Below are 18,664 nucleotides of genomic sequence, written 5' to 3'. Positions count from 1 at the left end.
GTACATGGCACAGACTCTGCGGGCCTCCGGAACCAGTCGTCGCACCTTCCTCCACAACATCGGGCGCCGCGAAGGTCGTCATCGTCGGTGGTGGGACTGCCGGGCTGGCGGCCGCGTACGAACTCGGCACCGCACCGAACTCGCCTCCTCCTTCTCGCAACACTGGCGGCAGACACCCCACGTGGAGGCCGCCTGGCACGACACGCCCGGGGGGACCCGACGACGTCCGCTACAAGCCGCTCAACGAGCCCACTGGCCGCGTCTACTTCGCCGGCGACTGGCTCAGCTACACCGACGCCTGGCAGCACGGCGCGTTCACCTCTGCTCGGAAAGCCGTAACAGCCCTCCACGCGCGCGTGCTGTCCTCGTGAACCACTGGGACGGCGCTCGACCACGCCCAGCAGTGCCGCATGAAAACGCGATAAGAGAGGCCTGATCAGGGACGCGGGTGGGAATGCCCGTGTCCTGGGCTGTGTTGTGCAGTACGAACACGAGGAGGAGCGGTCACAGTGCTTGATCCGCAGGGTTTGTACGCATGGGAGCCGAAGGGCCTGGCCGTCGTCGACATGGCGCTGGCACAGGAGTCGGCCGGCCTTGTCATGCTCTACCACTTCGACGGTTACATCGACGCGGGCGAAACCGGCGACCAGATCGTCGACCGGCTCCTCGACTCGCTGCCCCACCAGGTCGTCGCCCGCTTCGACCACGACCGGCTCGTGGACTACCGCGCCCGCCGGCCGCTGCTGACCTTCCAGCGCGACCGGTGGACCGACTACGACGTGCCCGGCATCGAGGTGCGGCTCGTCCAGGACGCGACGGGCGCGCCCTTCCTGCTGCTGTCCGGCCCTGAGCCCGACGTGGAGTGGGAGCGCTTCGCCGCGGCCGTGCAGCAGATCGTGGAGCGCCTCGGCGTGCGACTGGCCGTGAACTTCCACGGCATCCCCATGGGCGTCCCGCACACCCGCCCCGTCGGCCTCACCCCGCACGGCAGCCGCACCGACCTGGTCCCCGGCCACACCAGCCCGTTCGAGGAGGCACAGGTGCCGGGCAGTGCCGAGGCCCTGCTGGAGTACCGCCTCATGGAAGCCGGACACGAGGTCCTGGGCGTCGCCGCGCACGTGCCGCACTACATCGCGCGTTCCCCGTACCCGGACGCCGCGCTGACCGTCCTGGAGGCCATCACGGGGGCGACCGGACTGGTCCTCCCCAGCATCGCCCACTCCCTGCGCACGGACGCCTACCGTACGCAGACGGAGATCGACCGGCAGATCCAGGAGGGCGACGAGGAACTGGTCGCGCTCGTCCAGGGCCTGGAGCACCAGTACGACGCCGCCGCGGGCGCCGAGACGCGGGGCAACATGCTCGCCGAGCCCATGGACATTCCGTCGGCGGACGAGCTCGGGCGGGAGTTCGAGCGCTTCCTGGCGGAGCGGGAGGGCGACACCTGACCGGGTGCCCTGCCAGTGGCAGGCCCTAAGCTGCCGTTCATGCTGAAAGTGGGCCTGACCGGTGGCATCGGCGCCGGCAAGAGCGAGGTGTCACGGCTGCTCGTGGAGCAGGGTGCCGTCCTCATCGACGCGGACCGTATCGCGCGCGAGGTCGTCGCACCGGGAACTCCCGGACTCGCGGCGGTCGTCGAGGCCTTCGGTACGGATGTGCTCGCCGCGGACGGCAGCCTGGACCGGCCCAGGCTGGGCTCCATCGTCTTCGCCGACTCCGACAAGCTGGCCGTGCTGAACGGGATCGTGCACCCCCTGGTGGGCGCGCGCTCCCGTGAACTCGAAAGCGCCGCCGCCGAGGGCGCCGTGGTCGTCCATGACGTCCCGCTCCTCGCGGAGAACGGCCTCGCGCCGCTGTACGACGTCGTGGTCGTCGTCGACGCGAGCCCCGAGACCCAGCTCGACCGGCTGGTCCGGCTGCGCGGCATGACAGAGCAGGACGCACGCGCGCGTATGGCCGCGCAGGCCACCCGAGACAAGCGCCTGGAGATCGCGGACATCGTCATCGACAACGACGTACCGTTGGAGGAGCTTCAGGCACGCGTGCGCGAGGTCTGGGCGGATCTCGTCGGACGGGCGCGCGCGTCGCGATAGCCGCCCGAGGGGGCCGGGGGTCGCCGTCGAGGAGCCCGTGACCCACTACTCGACCGGCGGGTGACCTGGCGGGCCTGCGCAGGACGTTCCGGCGATCGTCGCGACAGGGCGCTGCTCGGTGACGACCGCGGAATCGCGGCCCTGTTGCGGGCGTTGAACCCGTTGAGTGAGGGAAGGACTGTGCCGTGCCCGAGACCAGCGGATCGGCCGGACGTACTCCGGAGACCCATGTCATCGACTTCCGTGCCGCCGAGCACCTGCTCGCCGCACGGGACCCGCGGGGTGCGGTGAAACTGCTCGACGGAGTGATCGCGGCGCACCCGGAGAACACCGCCGCACGGCTGCTACGCGCGCGTGCCTTCTTCGCGGCGGCTCAACTGCGACCTGCCGAGTTGGAGTTCACCATCGTCCTGGAGCGCGAGCCGGACAACGCGTTCGCGCACTTCGCCCTGGCCCGCACCTATGAGCGCCAGGCGCGGCACGACGAGGCCAAGCGCCACTTCCGGCTCGCGGCCGCCCTGGACCCGAACCCGGAGTACATCAAGGCGGCACGCTTCGACGGGTGAGCGTCCGGCAGCCGGTCACGGGGGCTGCCGGCCCGGCGGGCGCCGCTGATGCGGTCGGGTGGGATACGGCTGGTCCGGCGGTCGGTACGGCGGAATGTCGCGGCCCGGCTGGTAGTGCGGGCCCTGGCGGATGTGCCGGAGGATCAGCGCCATGTCGACGGTGATCACCAGCCACAGCACCCCACAGGCGATCGCCCACCCCGGGCGTCCGGCGAGCGCGAAAGCGACCGTGCCGAAGACCGCCCAGACCAGGCCCCACACGCTCAACCAGAAGCGCGCCCGCAGTGCACTGCGCGCGGTCGCCGGTTCACTGCCCGTACGCATCGGGATCACAACTCCTAAGTGCAACGTACTCCTCGGTACGGACGTTCACCAAAGAGCTCATCAGCTGCCCGAGGAGGGGGAGACCACACCGTGCTGCCGGACACCGACGCGTTGCCCGAGATCCTGCTCGACCTTGCGGTACCCCACGAGGACATCAACGAACTGATCCGCCTGCGGCGGACACTGACCGCCGACGTCGGGGCGATGCGGCTCCTGGAGGAGTGCGTCCAGGAGCTGGTGCGCGACATCGGGGAGGTGAGGGACACGGGGCAGGAGAGGAAGGGACCGCGGTTCGATGAGCGCGTCGCCCAGGCCCCGACGGCGCTGGGCGGCTACTTCGCCGTGTACGTGTTCGTCGCGGCGCTGCCGCACACGCGCGCGTACCACCGTGAACGCGGCATCCCGGCCGACGTGTCCCGGCGCACCCTCGCCGACCTCGGGCGGAACATGGCGGTGCACCGGCGGAGATACGGCCAGGGAGGGGTGCACGCGGTGGACTGGCTCAGCCGCCACTTCCGCGGGGAGCTGTACCAGCTGGGGCGGCTGCAGTTCGAGCGGGCGCGGCTGGGGAAGCGTATGGGAACCGCCCTCACCGCGGCCGGGCCGGCCGTGACCCCTGGCGTGCCCTGTCTGAGCCTGCACATCTGCGACTTCCACGGACCGTTGTCGCCGGCGGCCTGTGACCGCTCGCTGGTCCTGGCCCGCGAGTTCTTCGCCCGGCACTATCCGGAGGAGCGGCGGCAGGTCGCGGTCTGCCATTCCTGGCTGCTCGACCCGCAGTTGAAGCAGTATCTGCCGGCGGACTCCAACGTCATCCGGTTCCAGGAGCGCTTTCGCATAGCCCGGGAGGATCCGGAGCGCGCGGACACGGAGCCGGTGCAGTTCGTCTTCGGAAATCCGGACCTGCCCGTGGACAGTCTGCCGCGGCGTACGTCGGTGGAGCGGGCGGTCGGGGATCATCTGCGGGCGGGCGGGCATTGGTACATCGGGCATGGGTGGTTTCCGTTGTGAGCGGGGCTCATTGAGGGGTACGTAGCTCGAACGGGTGAACCCCGGCGCGGTGGGAACGGCCGTGTGGATGTGGGCCGTTGTGCGGGCATGGGGCTGAACATGCGAAGCGGACATCAGGGGACGGGACCCGGGGCGATCACCCCGGACGGCTGTGCGGTCGAGCTCTACTCACGCCTGCCTGCCGGGGGAGAGCCGGACATCATCGCCGGGGCCGTCCCGGCGGGCGCGCACATCCTGGAGCTGGGCTGCGGCGTGGGGCGAATGACCCACCCGCTGCTGGAACGCGGCTTCAGGGTCACGGCGGTGGACGAATCCGCGGAGATGCTCGAACGCGTCCGCGGGGCCCGCACCATACGCAGCGCGATCGAGGATCTCGACCTCGGCGAGAGATTCGACGTGGTGCTGCTCGCGTCGTTCCTCGTGCACGCCGGTGACGTCGAGGTGCGGCGAGGGCTGCTGCGGACCTGCGTCCGGCATCTCGCCGACGGTGGCTGCGTGTTGATCCAGCGGGAGGGAGAGGACTACCACACGGGCCTGCCGCGCGAGCGTGTCGATCCCAGCGGCTTCACCGTCCGGATCGCGTCCTCGGAGCCGGTCGGCGACGGGGTGAACTCGGTGCGCGCGGAGTATGAGTTCCCGGACGCGGTCTGGACCCAGACGTTCCTGGCGAGACCGCTGACGAAGGAGCAGTTCGAGGAGGCGTTGGCGGAGGCGGGGCTGAGGGTGGACAAGTACCTGACGGACGAGCGGATATGGGTGCGGGCGGTGCCCGTCGGGGCCGCCGGGGTTGCCTGGGGAGAGTGAGTTCGTGGAGCTTCTGCGGCTTCTGCGGTTGGAGCGACGACGGGCGTGAGCGAGGATCGGCCGCAGAGGCCGCTGCCTTGTGCAAGGGGCACCGGCCTTCGAGCGGCGGTCCGCGCGTCGTGCACCAGCGGTCTGCGCGTCGTGCTCCAGCGGACCGGCAGCGGCGGGTGAGTCCGGGACCTGCGATCAGCGGCCTTCGGATCGGCCTCCCGTGGGGCGGTCTCCCGTGGGGCGGCCGCTCAGTCCGCGCAGCGCCCGCAGGCGTTCCAGTTCGCGGCGGTCTCGTTTGGTCGGGCGGCCCGTGCCGCGGTCGCGGATGCCGGCGGGGGCGACGGCCTCGCGGGGCGGGGGTGGCGGGCTGTTGTCGACGTAACACTGGACGGCAACCGGGGCGCCGACCCGCTTCCTGATCAGGCGCTTGACGACGACGATCCGCTCCCGGCCTTCGTGCCGCAGGCGGACCTCGTCGCCGACGCGGACGGAGTGGGCGGGCTTGACGCGCTCGCCGTTCACCCGCACGTGGCCGCCCTTGCAGGCGGCGGCGCCCATCGAGCGGGTCTTGACCAGGCGTACGGACCAGATCCAGCTGTCGATGCGGACGGTCTCGCCGTTCTGCGGGCGGGCGGCTTCGGCGGCGGCGTTCGCGGCGGCGGTCTTGGCGTCGGCCGGGGCGGCGGTGGCGGGTGCGGGGGCGTCGACGGTAGCGGGTCCCTCGTGCCCCTCGTATCCCTTCTGCCCCTTCTGCCCCTCCTGCCCCTCCTGCCCCTCCTGCCCCTCCTGCCCCTCCGGCGTGTGCCCGGCCGTGGTCCTGCCAGAGACGTCGCGTGTCTGGACGTCGGGTCCCTGGGGCGTGCCCCCTTCGCCGTTCGTCCAGCCGCTCGTCTCGTCGTAGTCCATAGCTTCCGAAGCCATGTCTCGACCTTAGTCCTCCGCACCGGATGAATCGGCCGGGATTTCCAAGGGCGAAGCCACTGCCGGAGGACGGGGAGGATGGGGGGAGGGGGAGGACCGGGAGGGCGGCCCGGGCGTAGGGCTACCGTTGCCCCATGGACGTCCTCGCCGATCTCGACCAGCGGGTCGCGGGCTGTAGGGCCTGCCCGCGGCTGGTCGCCTGGCGTGAGGAGGTGGCCCGTACCAAGCGTGCCGCCTTCGCCGACTGGACGTACTGGGGGCGGCCGGTTCCGGGGTTCGGGCCGGGGGATGCGCGGTTGCTGGTCGTGGGACTGGCGCCTGCCGCGCACGGCGGGAACCGCACCGGGCGGATGTTCACGGGTGACCGTTCCGGAGACGTGCTGTATCAGGCGCTGTACGACGTCGGGCTGGCGTCGCAGCCCAGCTCTGTGTCGGCGGACGACGGGCTCGAGCTGTACGGCGTCCGCGTCACCTCGCCCGTGCACTGCGCCCCGCCCGCGAACAAGCCCACGCCCGGCGAGCGGGACGCGTGCCGCCCCTGGTTCGTTCAGGAGCTGACGCTGCTGCGGCCGACGGTGCGGGCGGTGGTGGTGCTCGGTGCCTTCGGCTGGCAGGCCACGCTGCCCGCGCTCGCCGAGGCCGGGTGGAGCGTGCCGAGGCCGCGCCCCGTCTTCGCGCACGGGGTGAGGGTCCCGCTGGACGGGCTCGACCTCTTCGGTTGCTTTCACGTCAGCCAGCGCAACACCTTCACCGGCCGGCTCACGCCCGCGATGCTGCGGGAGGTGCTGCGCACGGCGGGGCAGGCGGCTGGGCTGCAGGTAAATGGGCTGCCGACAGCGCCGTACGACGGTTAGGGTCGCGGGATGCCCCTCTACCCCGAGATGGCACCGTACGACTACGGGATGCTCGATGTCGGCGACGGCAACCACGTGTACTGGGAGACCTGCGGGAACCCGCAGGGCAAGCCCGCGGTGGTGCTGCACGGCGGGCCGGGGTCCGGCTGCGGCCCCTTCTTCCGGCGCTACTTCGACCCGGCGGCCTACCGGATCGTGCTGCTCGACCAGCGCGGTTGCGGGCGGTCCACGCCTTCTGCGAGCGCGTACGACACCGACATGAGCGTCAATACGACCGCTCACCTCATCGCCGACTTGGAGCTGCTTCGGCGGCATCTGGGGATCGGGCGGTGGCTGGTGTGGGGCGGGTCATGGGGGTCGGTGCTGGGTCTGCGGTACGCGCAGACGCATCCCGCGGCGGTGTCCGAGCTGGTGCTGACCCTGGTCGCCACCGGCGCCGACGCGGAGCACGCCCTGATGACCAGGGGACTTGGCAAGATTTTCCCGGAGGCATACGAGCGGTTCGTGGCCGAACTGCCCGCCCACGAGCGGGACGGCAACCTCGCTGCCGCGTACAACCGTCTCCTGGAGTCCCCCGACCCCGCTGCGCGGAAGCGGGCGGCACGTGCCTGGACCGATTGGGAGACGGCGATCATTCCCGCGCCGCCCCGCTCGGTCCAGCGGTTCGAGGACTCGTATTTCCGCATGGGCTTCGCCCGGACGGTCACGCACTACTGGGGCAACGACTGCTTCCTGGGCGAGGGCAACGACGAAGGCGTGGTCCTGCGCGACGCGCCCCTGCTCAAGGACATCCCCGGCACCCTCGTCCAGGGCAGCCTCGACTTCGGCAACCTCCTCGGCACCGTCTGGCGCCTCCACCACGCCTGGCCCGGCAGCGAGTTGGTCGTCGTCGACGAGGTCGGGCACGACGCCGGGGCGCCGGGGGTGGCCGAGGCGCTGGTGGCGGCCACGGACAAGTACGCCGCCCGCTAGGAAAGTTCGGCCTCGCCGAACAGCTGCCGTACCGTCGAGCGGTAGTTGGTCCGCACGTGGGCGAGTGCGTGAGCGCGGGCTCGCTCCGGGTCGCCGGAGGCGATCGCCTCGTACAACTCGCGGTGTTCGACGAGGAGTTGGGGCCATTCCTCGTTCCGCCGGGTCATCCAGCGCAGGCGGCCGGCGACCGGTTCGAGGGCCTGAAGCAGCAGGCTGTTGTCGGCCATGGCCACGATGCGGTCGTGCAGGCGGCTGTTGATGTCGGTGATCGCCTCCGCGTCCCCGGCCTCGGTCGCGGTGGCGGCGCGCTCGAGCAGTTCCTCGACCTCGGCCAGGTCCTGCGGGGTCGCGCGCGCGGCGGCCAGTCCCGCCGCGTACACCTCGAGCGCCTCGCGCAGCTCGAAGAGTTCCTTGACGTCGTTCGGGGTCAGCCGTCGGACGACCGTACGGCGTGGCGTCTCGAAGTGGACGAACCCCTCCGCGACCAGCGCGCGGATCGCCTCGCGGACCGGCACGCGGGAGACGCCGAAACGCTCGGCGAGATCCCGCTCCACGAGCCGGTCGCCCGGGCGGAGGCGGCCCGCGATGATCTCCTGCCGCAGGTTCACCAGGACGCGCTCGCGAACCGCACCGAGGGGTTCGATCTTCGTCACGGAGCTCATGGAGCCATCTTCGCCGACTCAGGGCGTGTTTTACGGAGCGTTAACAGCAATGACATCGGTCGGAACGGTTGACGGGAGGACCATGTCGGCAGTTTGGTATACCAAACGTGTTGCCAAGTGAGCGAAAACAAGCCACCGTAAAGCCTTCCTCCTCCGTCCCCTGTCCATGGAGGCCCCGTGTCCCTCGCCGACCGTGCCGAAGCCACCGGCACAGCAGCGTTCGTCCCCGATCCCCGGCTCACCAACGAAGACCTCGCCCCCGCGGGCAAGCGCAACTGGAAGGTCTTCGACCTCTTCGCCATGTGGATGTCCGACGTCCACAACCTGGGCAACTACACCTTCGCCGCCGGCCTGCTCGTCCTCGGCATGAACGTGTGGCAGGTCTTCACGTCCCTGCTCGTCGGCTTCGTGCTCATCTACATCGGCATGAACTGGATGGGCAGCATCGGCCAGCGCCACGGCGTGCCCTTCCCGGTCGTCAGCCGCATCAGCTTCGGCGTCTGGGGTGCGAATATCCCCGCGCTGATCAGGGCCGTGATCGCCATCATGTGGTACGGCATCCAGACCTACCTGGCCTCCGTCGCGGTCAACGTGATGCTGCTCGCCGCCTGGCCGGGACTGGAGTCCTGGACCCACAGCTCCTTCCTCGGCCTGGACGCGCTCGGCTGGGTGTCCTTCCTGTCGCTCTGGCTGATCCAGGCGGCGATCATCAGCCGGGGCATGGAGTCGGTGCGGAAGTTCCAGGACTTCTGCGGACCGGCGATCTGGGTGGTGATGATCGCGCTGGCGGTCTGGGTCCTGGCCAAGGCCGGCTGGACCATCTCGCTCACCTCGACCCCGCACCCGGTCTCCGTCGGCGAGCAGTGGCGGCAGTGGTTCGGCGCGATCGGCCTGATCCTCGCCACGTACGGCACCCTGATGCTCAACTTCTGCGACTTCTCCCGCTTCGCGCCGGACTATCGCACCGTGCGCCGCGGCAACTTCTGGGGCCTGCCGATCAACTCGACCGCCTTCGTGGTCGTGTCCGTGATCGTCACGGCCGGCTCGCTGGAGGTCTTCGGCGAGGCCATCACCGACCCGGCGGAGCTGGTCGCCAAGGTCGGCAACACCTGGGTACTGGTACTGGCGGCCCTGACCTTCGCCATCGCCACCATGGGCGTCAACATCGTCGCCAACTTCGTCTCACCGGCGTACGACCTCGCCAACGTCTGGCCCCAGAAGATCACCTTCAAGATCGGCGGCATGATCAGCACGGTGGCCGCGCTGGTGGTGACGCCGTGGAACCTCTTCTCGAACCCGACGGTCGTCCAATACTTCCTCGGCGGCCTGGGCGCCTTCCTGGGACCCCTCTTCGGCGTGATCATGGTCGACTACTACTGGGTCAAGCGCGGCCGGGTCGATGTCAACGAGTTGTTCGACGCCACGCCCGGCTCACGCTATTACTACAGGAAGGGTGTCAACCCCAAGGCCCTGTGGGCGTTCCTGCCGGCGGCGGGAGTCGCGGCGGTGCTGGCCCTGGTGAAGACGTTCAGCGATGTGGCGCCGTACTCGTGGTTCATCGGCACCGCGTTGGCGGCGGGGCTCTATGTGCTGCTCTGCCGCAGCGAGCGGGCGGCTACCCCCGCATCCGTTTCCGAGAAGCCCGTGGAGGTCTGAGGAACGTGCGGATCGTCGTCACCAACTGCAACACCACGCAGGAGATGACTGCGGAGATCGTACGAGGTGCCCGGGCCGCCGCAGGCCCGGGCACCACCGTGACCGGGCTGACCCCCGCGTGGGGACCCGAGTCGGCGGAGGGCTGGCTGGACAGCTATCTGTCGGCCGCGGCGGTCATCGACCTGTTGCGGACGTACGAGGGTCCTGCGTACGACGCCGTGGTCATGGCCGGTTTCGGGGAACACGGGCGAGAGGGCGTCCGGGAGTTGGTGGACGTACCGGTCGTCGACATCACGGAGGCGGCGGCGCATCTGGCGTGTCTGCTCGGTCGGCGGTACGGAGTGGTGACCACGCTGGAGCGGTCGAGCGGGCAGATCGAGGACAGTCTGGAGACGGCGGGCGTGGGGCGCAATTGCGCGGCCGTCGTGGGCACGGGGCTGAGCGTTCTCGACCTGGGTGACCCCGCGCGCACGGAGGCGGCGTTCCTGACGGCGGCCGAGCGGGCGTGCGCTGCCGGAGCGGAGGTTCTTGTGCTGGGGTGCGCCGGAATGACGGGGCTGCAGCGGGCGGTGGGGGAGAAGCTGGGCATTCCCGTTGTCGACGGAGTCGGGGCCGCGGTGAAGCTGGCCGAGTCGCTGGTGGCATTGGGGCTGATGACGAGCAGGGCGGGGAGTTATGCGAAGCCGGTGCCGAAGAGGAGGGTGTGGGGACCGCCGTCGGAGTGACGGGTGCGCGGGACCGTCATCGGAGCGATGACCCGTGACCCGCTCAGGGCCGCCAGGCATACCGAATATCGGGCTCGCGCTCCTCGTTGCCGCTGCCGTCGGTGCGGTGGACCTCCGCGAAGCCGTGCCGTTCGTAGAAGCGCTGGGCGGGGTGATTGACCTGGAAGGCCCACAGAGTGAGGCCGTTGGGGCTGAGCTCCTTGGCCAGCGCGACGAAACTGTCCCCGATGCCCCGCCCGCGCCAATCGGGGTCGAGATACAGCGCGTTCACTTCCTCGCCGTCCAGGGTCATCATGCCGACGACCACACCTGCGCCCTCGCTCTCGACCGTGGCCTCCGCCACCCAGGTCGCGCCCCGCGGTATCACCACGTCCCGGATGTGCGCGCGGACCTCGTCGTCGGAGTGGGCCCGCCGGACGGTGGGCAGTGCGGCGCTGTAGGAGCGCAGCCAGACATCCGCCACCGCGGGGGCATCCGGGGCGGAGGCCCGACGAAGAACGACGGACATCATGAGCCCCCCTTCCGGTTCCGGGACGACGGACGTCATGAGCCCGTCTCTTCCGGCTCGGGGACGACGGCCGTCGCCGTGATCTCGACCAGTTGCCCGGTGTAGCCGAGGCAGGCGACGCCGAGGAGCGTGGACGAGTGCGGTCCCGTACTGAGCCCTGATGCCTCGACGACGTCCCACACGGCGGACAGCACCGCAGTCTCACCGCTCACGACATACACGTCGGTCGACACGACATGGGCCAAGTCGCTCCCGACCGCCCGCAGTTGCTCCCGCAGATTGGCGATCACCTGCTCGGCCTGCCGCACGGGATCCCCCTCCCCGACCAGCTTCCCCTCGGCGTCGAGCGGCACGGCCCCGGCAAGGAACGCGAGCTTCGTGCCGGCCTCGACGACGGAGGCGTGGGAGTAGGTCGGCGGAGGAAAGAGACTCGGCACGGTGACGCGCTGGATCACGGCGGCTCCTCGGGCGGTGAACGGCCAACCTGCCGATCATCCGTGCTGTCACCCGGGTACGGCATCCGAATTTTCTCGCGCCCCGAACGGCGGAACCCAGCGGTCGGCATACGGGCTCTCCACCCGCCAGCCCTCCTCCCGGGCAACCCGCTCGAAGACGCCGATCTTGCAGGCGAGCCCCTCCGGCTCACCGATGTCACACGACCATGCGGCCTCGGACCACTCCTCCTCCCCTCGCACCAACGGCCAACCCCCCACCGCGAGGTGCAGCGCCAGTGTCGAGCGCGCATACAGGCGTACGACGTCCCGCTCATCCCGCATACGCCGATACCGCTCGGTCTCTCGCAGGCGGAGCCGCCCGCCGGCGTTCCCGGCCACGAGGAGCGGGACCATCGCCGTGGATCCGCCATCCGCGGACCCTTCGCCCGGCCCTTCCGAGTCGGCCACCAGGAATGTCAACTCGCCACCGCTCTCCAGCACTTCATACCGGGGCAGATACGAAAGCCTGGCGAACCCCAGCGCATGCTTTCAGGACGTGACCCACAACCCCCGGCCGAGGTAGTAGCGGACGGTCCGTTGCCAGGTCCAGTGCGTGTCCAGACGGAACCCGTTCAGCCCTTCGGCGCGGCAGGCGTCGTACACCATGCCCAGGACGGCCGACGCGATTCCGCGCCGCCGGCCACGGGATGGACGTAGAGCGAGGAGAGCCGCAACGCGCCCGCGCCCATGGGCCAGGTGTCCACGGCGACGGTCCCCGCCGTGCCGCACCCGCCACCGGGTGTCCGAATCCAGTACCTCCTTCCGAAGTCCTCGTCGTACGTGTACTCGCGCCCCGACGAGCCCAGTCGGACACGTAAGCGCTTCTCGCCCGACACCGTGAGCGAGCCCGGGTCGACGCAGGTGCCGAGTGCGCCCTCGGTGAGTGAGGCGAGATCCCAGAGACCGAACCGGCGGCCCTCGCCGGAGTGACGGGGCGCAGCCAGGGGGAGGCCGCCAGACGGTCGTGCACGCGGAGAGCTTGATCATCCTTCATGGGCTCGGAGGCTGGGTTCGCCGCGGCCGACGGCGCAGGCGCTGCCGCATCCTCGCCCGGAGATGTCATTCCGGCGGTGGACCCCACTCCCGTTCACGCAGCTGTCGTTCGCACTCCTGTGCAAGGTCTGGGTACGCCTCGGCGATGGCGGTGTAGACGCGTCGCCTGAGCAGGTCCTCGGCTGCCGCGCGTCCGGTGCTGCCGCGCAGTCCGCTCAGGAGCTCGTCGTAGCGGGTGAGCCGATGGCGGAGGTAGTCGACCTTCCATCGGTCGAGGGCGGGAGGATCGGCACCGTCGACTGTGGCGGGGTCCGCGCTGTGCCCCCACCTCTCGTAACTCTTTTCCCCGTCCTGGCAGTTGTGGTGATCGACCGCCATGGCCGCCAGCTTCGGCTCGGCCAGACGCGGCACGTCGACCGGCTCCGCCGCGATCCGGGCCAGCACCTCCTGCCGACGGCGCAGGGCGGCCGCTTTCGCCGACGCGGACCGTCGCGCGGCTGCCGCCGCCACCGCCCGGAACTTCTCGCTCCGCTCAGCGGATTCCACCCGCTCGACGAGGTAGAGCCGAGTCTGCGGAGCCGCTCGGAAGTGCGGATTGACCCACAACAGATCGGGCTCACCGAGCAGTCGGCGCACCATTCCCGGCGTCCAGCCGCGGGCACGCAGCCCGGCCGCCGAGATGTGCGCGCGCGTCGACCGCAGGTCGCCGCCATCCTCCGCGCCGTGTTCGCGACCGCCCTCGTCCCTCTCCAGCATCGTCATCGCGCACCCCCGTAGCGCTCTCGTCCATCACGCTCTGTGACGACGAGATCAATTAGAGCGCACGCCACTGACAATCGGCCTGGACGTCGACACCGGCACGACCGCGGTGCGTCGCCCCCCGCCCCACGGCGGCCGTATTTGCATCGCGGAGGGGAGGACGATGTGCCTACCCTGCGGCTGCTGTCCGACCACGCCCCCCACCCGATGGAGCCCCGACGTGCCCGTTCTCACCGACGCCGCGTTCCTCGACACCACCGCCGACCGCCTGGCCTCCCTGCCCACAGTCCGGGCCGTGGCCCTCGGCGGCTCCCGCGCCCAGGGCACGCACACGTCGGAGAGTGACTGGGATCTGGCCGTCTATTACCGCGGCTCCTTCGACCCCGCAGACCTCCGCGCCGTCGGCTGGGAGGGCGAGGTCTCGGAGGTGGGCGGTTGGGGTGGCGGGGTGTTCAACGGGGGTGCGTGGCTGACGATCGACGGGCGGCGAGTCGATGTGCACTATCGCGATCTCGACGTCGTTGAGCACGAGTTGGCGGAGGCGCAGGAGGGGCGGTTCCGAGTGGAGCCGCTGATGTTCCATCTCGCGGGGATCCCCAGCTACTTGGTGGTGGCGGAGCTTGCCGTCAACCACGTGCTTCGGGGTGAGCTGCCCCGACCGGCCGCGTATCCGGAGAAGCTGGCACGTACGGCGAGCGAGCGCTGGTACGGCACGGCCCAGGCCACCTTGACGTACGCCAAGGCCAACCACGCCCCCGCGGGCCGCCTCACGGAGGTCGCCGGTGCCATCGCCACGGCCGCCGTGCAGACCGGGCACGGGGTGCTGGCGGCGCGCAGGGAGTGGGTGACGAATGAGAAGCGGTTGTTGGAGCGGGCCGGTCTCCGCGAGGTCGATGCCGTCGTCGCCGGCCTCGGACCCGGCTCGGACGCCTTGTCCCTGGCGGTGGCGAGCGCGGAGTCACTGTTCGCAGCGGCGGCGGCAGGGCACGCTGGACTGCGGGGATCCTGACGGCCCGGCAGCCCCTGCGCTGGTGACGCCAGCGCAGTTCGTCCTGCTGCCAGCTGTAGGTGCGCTGGTAGAGCGGAACCTGGAACTGCTTCTCCCCCACCTGGAACGCCGTCGCGGCGGCTCTGGGACGACGTACTGGAACTGGTGGAGCAGTACCTCGAAGACGGCTCCACGCCGTTGCACTTCCTCGACTCCGTCGTCCTGGCGCCGGAACGGGTGGTCCCGGGCGGGCTGCAGCGCTGGCTGGTGGTCGACGGCCAGCAGCGGCTCACCACGCTCAGGCTCGCCTTCACCGCGCTCCGAGACAGCTACCGGGAGCGCGGCGAGCGGATGAAGGCCGATCACGACCGCCCGCCTTCGGTGAGCCCTCGACGCAGGCCTACCGGTTCTTCCTGGGCGTGCTCACGGAAAGCGAGGAAGGCAACGAGGACGGGTGGACCGACGCGGTCGAGACGGTCCTGAACAACCTTCTGTCCATCGTCGCGATCACCGAGGAGAAGGGCGACAACGTCTACCGCATCCTCGAGTCGATCAACAACACCGGTGTCGGGCTCAGCCAGAGCGACCTGCTGCGCAACTACGTCTTCATGTGCCTGCCCAACCGGGGCGAGAACGTGTATCGGAGCCTGTGGCTGCCCATGCAGGAGCAACTCGGGCCGCAGAACCTGGAGTTGCTCGTCCGGCTCGACCTCGTGGTGACCGGCAGCAGCAGGGCCAGGCAGACCGAGATCTACCGCGAGCAACAGCGCCGGCTGGAGCCCTTCAGCGGTGACGAGGAAGCCCTGCAGTCGGAGATCGCCGCCCTCGCGCAGCGCGCCGAGCGGCTGATGCGGATCCTCGAACCCGAGCGGGAACGCGATGCGGAACTGCGTACGGCCCTGGAGAGGCTGGCCCAGTGGGGCGGCCAGACCCACTACCCCCTCGCGCTCTATCTGCTCGACAGTGTCGACAGCGGTCGGGCCACGGCACGCGAGGCTGCCCAGGCGCTGGGGTATGCCGAGAGCTACATGGTGCGCAGGCTGCTGTGTCAGGTGTCGACGACCGGCCTCAACAGGGTCTTCATGGAGATGCCCAAGGAGTTGGAGAAGGACCGTTCCGTGGCCGAGGCCACGCTGCGCTACCTCCCCAAGCGGAGAGGCGGCGTGCGCGTTTGGCCGACCGACGACGATGTCCGTCAGGCGATCCGCACCAAGCCACCGTTGAGCATGTGCTGCCACAGCGACCGAACCAGAAGTGGTACGAGTTGCTCGCGGAAGAGGCCGACGACGGGCAGAGCGCGGAGGAACTCCACACCCAACTGGTGCACACCCTCGGCAATCTCACTCTGTCCGTCGACAACGCCCGTCTCTCGAATCATCCGTTCCGCCGCAAGCAGGAGATCCTCGACTCGAGTGCGCTGCGCATGAACCAGTGGATCGCTGACCAGGAACGCTGGGGCAAGGCGCAGATCCTTGCCCGCGCCGACGAACTGGCGGAGCGAGCGGTCACGTTGTGGCCGGGGCCGATCGACGGAATGCGACAGGCGGACGAGTGGCCGGGGTGGAAGGACCTGCGGGCCGCCCTGCTCGCGATGCCGGCCGGGACATGGACGACCTACGGTGATGTAGGTGCCCTCGTCGGTACGCACGCCGTAGCCGTCGGCCAGCACCTGGCCGGCAAACCCGGGATCCATGGCGCCCATCGCGTCCTCACTTCCGACGGACGTGTCTCGGAGGGTTCCGCCGGCCGGACAACCGGGAGACAGGCGACCCGAGAGACCTCGTGTGGACGGGGTGATCGTTGCCGGCACCCCGTTGCGTTCATAAAGAACATGCCTCTGCCACGGGTCGTCACACTCCCGAAATACGACCGTTCCATCCCCTCCAGGAAGCCGATCTACCGTAGAAGCCACACACCGAAAGCCCGGCCACCGTCGCCCGAAGGCAAACCCCGCGCCCTCGTCCCGACAGGAGCCCTGTGTCACGCCCCGCGTTCGCTTCGTTCGTCCTCCCGCCCTGGCTCGCCCATGCCCTCCGCGCCCAGCGCGGCCCGGTGCCCTGGATGGCGGTGACGCGTGGGGCGCTTGCCGCCGGGCCGCTCCTGCTCCTGGCCGTCCTGTTCGACCGTGCCTCCCTCGGTGTCGTCGCCGCCATCGCCGCCATGCTCGCCGGGATCAATGACCGGCCGGGGAGTCGGCGGGCGTCTGTCAGGCGGCTCGGGGTGCCCGCGGTTGCGGGGGCGGGCGGGATGCTCGTCGGGACGTACGCCGGTCACAGCACGGGCGTCCTCGTGCTGACCTTGATCCTCACCGGCCTGGGGCTCGTCGCCGGAGGCATCAGTGCCATCGGCCCCGTCGCCTCCGCCGCCGGTACGCAACTGCTTGTCGCGACCGCCATCGGGGCCGGGATGCCGTTGCCCGAGCCGGGCTGGGTGCGGGCCCTTGCCTTCGTCGCCGGAGCGGGGTGGCTGCTCGCGCTGCGGCTGCTCCTTCCCACGCCCGGTGCGATCGTCGGGGACTATCGGTTCGACGGGGAGCGGAAGGCCGTCGCCGCTGTGTACGACGCCGTTGCCGAACTTCTCGATGCCGTCGGGTCCTCCGCGGCGATCGCCCGTCGCGTCTCCCTCACCGCCGCCCTCGATCATGCGCAGGACGCTCTCGCCGGGCCACGGCTGCGCCGGTACGCCAGTTCCGCGGCCGAGCGGCGGCTGCGGGCGCAGTACGCTGCCGCGTTGCCTCTCGCGGAGGCGGCGACCGCGTTGGCCTGGGGCGGGGAGGGTGTGTCGGCGCGTGCCTCCGAAGGTCCGCGTCGGCTCGCTGCCGCCGTGCGCGGGAACACGCATACCGGGCCGTTGCCCGCGCCCAACCGGTCCGCGCCCGCGCTGCGTGCTCTCGATGACGCCCTCCTGCACGCTGCCGAGGTGTTCGACCAGGGCGAGGGCCGCGACCTGCACACCCGTCGGCGATCCCCGCGGGCGCTCCTCCGCAGCGTCTTCGGGGCCGGCGGGCGGGAGTACGGCTTGCGCGTCGCCCTGTGCTTCGGGGCCAGCGCCGCCATCGCCCAGGCGCTGCATCACGCCCAGTGGTACGGGCAGCACGAGCACTGGTACTGGCTGCCCGCGACCGCCGTCTTCCTCGTCAAGCCTGACCTCGGGCCGCTTCTCTCACGCGTTCTGTGCCGGGCCGCGGGGACGGTCCTCGGGGCTGTCGTCTTCGCCGGGTTCGCCGCGGCGTTGCCCCAGCCCGGAGGCCTCATCGCGCTCGTGGCTCTCAGCGGTGCCCTCATACCTGTCGCCACGCGGCACTTCGCCGCCCAGACCGCCGTCGTCACCGTTCTCGTCCTTGCCCTGGTGATGGTCGGCGGTGAGCCCCCGGCCTCCTGGAGCCGCATCGGCGAGACGCTGCTGGCCTGCGCCATCGTGCTGGTCGTGGGACATCTGCCGATGCCGGGGCAGCGGGGTGGAGGAGTGCGGGCCCGGCTCGCGGCGGCGGGCGATGCGGCGCAGGCCTATCTGAACCACGTCCTGAACGAGTCCGCTGCCCCAGCGACCAGCGACGCAACGCACATCCCGGGCAAGCCCGGCGCCCCGTCCCCCCGCCCGTCCGACCCCCGCCCCCTCCGCTGGACCCTCCGCCGTGAGGCCTACCGCACGCTCGCCGAAGCCCGTACCGCCATCGCCCTCGCCGCCGCCGAACTCCCCGCCCTCGCCCGGCACTCGGAAGGCGCCGCCGAGATCGTCGTCGTACTCGAACGGATCGTCGACACGACCACCGCGTGCGCCGTGCACCTCGACGACTCCGGCCGGCTCACCACCCGGCACACCGACCGCCTGGCCGCCCTTCTCGACGAACTCGCCGAGGGCCGCGAGCGTGTGGGGCTGCGGATGCCTGAACTGCCGCTCGCCGTATAGCCCTTGGTCGTATCAGACTTCCGTCCGCTTCAGCAGCCGGCTCCCCCGCGGCAGGGTGACGGACATGATGTCGCTGGGTGCGTCCAGTTCGATGCGGTGCCAGCGGCCGCGCGGCACGATGACCGCGGTGCCGGCGGCCAGCTTGACCTGCGTCTCCTCATCTCCCGGCTGCTCGGGGCGGAAGCAGAGGCGGATTCCTCCGGTGAGGCAGGAGACGACTTCGTCCGCGTTGGTGTGGATCTCCCAGTGGTCACCGTGCACGTCGGCTTCGGTCTCCACATGGAAGGTCATCACCTGCCAGCCCTCCCGGTCGGGATCGAACACGGGCTGTTCGGCGTGGACTTGGCCGTCCTGGCGGAGGTGGAAGAAGGAGGAGAAGAGATCGATCGGGGCGGTGGTCATGGCGAGACGTCCTTTCTGCGGTGATCTTCCAT

21 protein-coding genes and 1 pseudogene are annotated in these 18,664 nt (G+C 70.4%); 14 read left to right on the top strand and 8 right to left on the bottom strand.

Going from position 1 to position 18,664, the window contains the following annotated elements; all coding sequences use genetic code 11:
- Window positions 1-124 precede the first annotated feature (124 nt).
- The 4 genes and pseudogenes from QQY66_RS11830 to QQY66_RS11815 all read left to right on the top strand — a co-directional run.
- A pseudogene (locus QQY66_RS11830) lies at window positions 125-371 on the top strand (FAD-dependent oxidoreductase); the annotation flags it as partial.
- A 138-nt stretch (window positions 372-509) separates the two neighbouring features.
- Window positions 510-1,448, top strand: coding sequence for a PAC2 family protein (locus QQY66_RS11825; protein WP_301979129.1), 939 nt, complete (start codon window positions 510-512; stop codon window positions 1,446-1,448).
- A 39-nt stretch (window positions 1,449-1,487) separates the two neighbouring features.
- Window positions 1,488-2,093, top strand: coding sequence for a dephospho-CoA kinase (gene coaE, locus QQY66_RS11820; RefSeq protein WP_301979128.1), 606 nt, complete (start codon window positions 1,488-1,490; stop codon window positions 2,091-2,093).
- Window positions 2,094-2,278: 185 nt separating this feature from the next.
- Window positions 2,279-2,659: a tetratricopeptide repeat protein gene (locus QQY66_RS11815; RefSeq protein ID WP_301979127.1), complete on the top strand. Its 381-nt coding sequence runs from the start codon at window positions 2,279-2,281 to the stop codon at window positions 2,657-2,659.
- A gap of 15 nt (window positions 2,660-2,674) precedes the next feature.
- On the opposite strand, the gene QQY66_RS11810 is transcribed toward QQY66_RS11815, so the two are convergent.
- Complete coding sequence (locus QQY66_RS11810) at window positions 2,675-2,983, bottom strand: DUF6343 family protein (protein WP_301979126.1); 309 nt, start codon at window positions 2,981-2,983, stop codon at window positions 2,675-2,677.
- A gap of 90 nt (window positions 2,984-3,073) precedes the next feature.
- Between QQY66_RS11810 and QQY66_RS11805 the strand changes: the two genes are divergently transcribed.
- Together QQY66_RS11805 and QQY66_RS11800 are read left to right on the top strand one after the other, a co-directional pair.
- Window positions 3,074-3,994 carry an acyltransferase domain-containing protein gene (locus QQY66_RS11805; RefSeq protein ID WP_301979125.1) on the top strand — a complete coding sequence of 307 codons (921 nt, stop codon included), beginning with the start codon at window positions 3,074-3,076 and terminating at the stop codon, window positions 3,992-3,994.
- Window positions 3,995-4,093: 99 nt separating this feature from the next.
- Entirely contained in the window at window positions 4,094-4,798 is a 705-nt protein-coding gene (locus QQY66_RS11800; RefSeq protein WP_301979124.1) for a bifunctional 2-polyprenyl-6-hydroxyphenol methylase/3-demethylubiquinol 3-O-methyltransferase UbiG, read from the top strand.
- A gap of 186 nt (window positions 4,799-4,984) precedes the next feature.
- On the opposite strand, the gene QQY66_RS11795 is transcribed toward QQY66_RS11800, so the two are convergent.
- Entirely contained in the window at window positions 4,985-5,710 is a 726-nt protein-coding gene (locus QQY66_RS11795) for an RNA-binding S4 domain-containing protein (protein WP_301979123.1), read from the bottom strand.
- A 134-nt stretch (window positions 5,711-5,844) separates the two neighbouring features.
- Here QQY66_RS11795 and QQY66_RS11790 point away from each other — a divergent pair, with 134 nt between their 5' ends.
- Complete coding sequence (locus tag QQY66_RS11790) at window positions 5,845-6,564, top strand: uracil-DNA glycosylase (protein ID WP_301979122.1); 720 nt, start codon at window positions 5,845-5,847, stop codon at window positions 6,562-6,564.
- 9 nt (window positions 6,565-6,573) lie between these two features.
- A complete protein-coding gene (gene pip, locus QQY66_RS11785; RefSeq protein WP_301979121.1) occupies window positions 6,574-7,536 on the top strand; it encodes a prolyl aminopeptidase in 963 nt (320 codons plus the stop codon).
- Here the strand turns inward: pip and QQY66_RS11780 are convergent.
- Complete coding sequence (locus QQY66_RS11780) at window positions 7,533-8,198, bottom strand: GntR family transcriptional regulator (RefSeq protein ID WP_301979120.1); 666 nt, start codon at window positions 8,196-8,198, stop codon at window positions 7,533-7,535. The genes pip and QQY66_RS11780 overlap by 4 nt on opposite strands.
- A gap of 177 nt (window positions 8,199-8,375) precedes the next feature.
- Between QQY66_RS11780 and QQY66_RS11775 the strand changes: the two genes are divergently transcribed.
- Both QQY66_RS11775 and QQY66_RS11770 read left to right on the top strand, forming a co-directional pair.
- Entirely contained in the window at window positions 8,376-9,854 is a 1,479-nt protein-coding gene (locus QQY66_RS11775; protein ID WP_301979119.1) for an NCS1 family nucleobase:cation symporter-1, read from the top strand.
- A gap of 5 nt (window positions 9,855-9,859) precedes the next feature.
- Entirely contained in the window at window positions 9,860-10,579 is a 720-nt protein-coding gene (locus QQY66_RS11770) for an aspartate/glutamate racemase family protein (RefSeq protein WP_301979118.1), read from the top strand.
- A 43-nt stretch (window positions 10,580-10,622) separates the two neighbouring features.
- Here QQY66_RS11770 and QQY66_RS11765 read toward each other — a convergent pair whose 3' ends face one another.
- From QQY66_RS11765 to QQY66_RS11750, 4 genes are all read right to left on the bottom strand, one after another.
- Window positions 10,623-11,090 carry a GNAT family N-acetyltransferase gene (locus QQY66_RS11765; RefSeq protein ID WP_301979117.1) on the bottom strand — a complete coding sequence of 156 codons (468 nt, stop codon included), beginning with the start codon at window positions 11,088-11,090 and terminating at the stop codon, window positions 10,623-10,625.
- A gap of 32 nt (window positions 11,091-11,122) precedes the next feature.
- Complete coding sequence (locus tag QQY66_RS11760; RefSeq protein WP_301979116.1) at window positions 11,123-11,542, bottom strand: RidA family protein; 420 nt, start codon at window positions 11,540-11,542, stop codon at window positions 11,123-11,125.
- A gap of 48 nt (window positions 11,543-11,590) precedes the next feature.
- Entirely contained in the window at window positions 11,591-11,935 is a 345-nt protein-coding gene (locus tag QQY66_RS11755; protein ID WP_301979115.1) for a hypothetical protein, read from the bottom strand.
- Between the two features lie 705 nt (window positions 11,936-12,640).
- Complete coding sequence (locus tag QQY66_RS11750) at window positions 12,641-13,336, bottom strand: hypothetical protein (protein WP_301979114.1); 696 nt, start codon at window positions 13,334-13,336, stop codon at window positions 12,641-12,643.
- 217 nt (window positions 13,337-13,553) lie between these two features.
- Here QQY66_RS11750 and QQY66_RS11745 point away from each other — a divergent pair, with 217 nt between their 5' ends.
- The 4 genes from QQY66_RS11745 to QQY66_RS11730 all read left to right on the top strand — a co-directional run bounded on the left by QQY66_RS11745 (window position 13,554) and on the right by QQY66_RS11730 (window position 18,230).
- Window positions 13,554-14,342: a nucleotidyltransferase domain-containing protein gene (locus tag QQY66_RS11745; protein ID WP_301979113.1), complete on the top strand. Its 789-nt coding sequence runs from the start codon at window positions 13,554-13,556 to the stop codon at window positions 14,340-14,342.
- Between the two features lie 144 nt (window positions 14,343-14,486).
- Complete coding sequence (locus tag QQY66_RS11740; protein WP_301979112.1) at window positions 14,487-14,804, top strand: DUF262 domain-containing protein; 318 nt, start codon at window positions 14,487-14,489, stop codon at window positions 14,802-14,804.
- Between the two features lie 433 nt (window positions 14,805-15,237).
- Window positions 15,238-16,392: a DUF1524 domain-containing protein gene (locus QQY66_RS11735; protein WP_367667080.1), complete on the top strand. Its 1,155-nt coding sequence runs from the start codon at window positions 15,238-15,240 to the stop codon at window positions 16,390-16,392.
- The gene (locus tag QQY66_RS11730) at window positions 16,299-18,230 is read left to right on the top strand and encodes an FUSC family protein (RefSeq protein WP_301979110.1); all 1,932 of its coding nucleotides are present in this window, start codon (window positions 16,299-16,301) and stop codon (window positions 18,228-18,230) included. Before QQY66_RS11735 ends, QQY66_RS11730 begins: the two co-directional genes overlap by 94 nt.
- Window positions 18,231-18,242: 12 nt before the next feature.
- On the opposite strand, the gene QQY66_RS11725 is transcribed toward QQY66_RS11730, so the two are convergent.
- The gene (locus tag QQY66_RS11725) at window positions 18,243-18,632 is read right to left on the bottom strand and encodes a cupin domain-containing protein (protein WP_301979109.1); all 390 of its coding nucleotides are present in this window, start codon (window positions 18,630-18,632) and stop codon (window positions 18,243-18,245) included.
- Between the last annotated feature and the right edge of the window lie 32 nt (window positions 18,633-18,664).

It is taken from the genome of Streptomyces sp. DG2A-72, from assembly GCF_030499575.1.
GTDB lineage: Bacteria > Actinomycetota > Actinomycetes > Streptomycetales > Streptomycetaceae > Streptomyces.
Note: the sequence above shows the minus strand (reverse complement) of the source record. Positions and strands in the feature narration are given on the sequence as shown.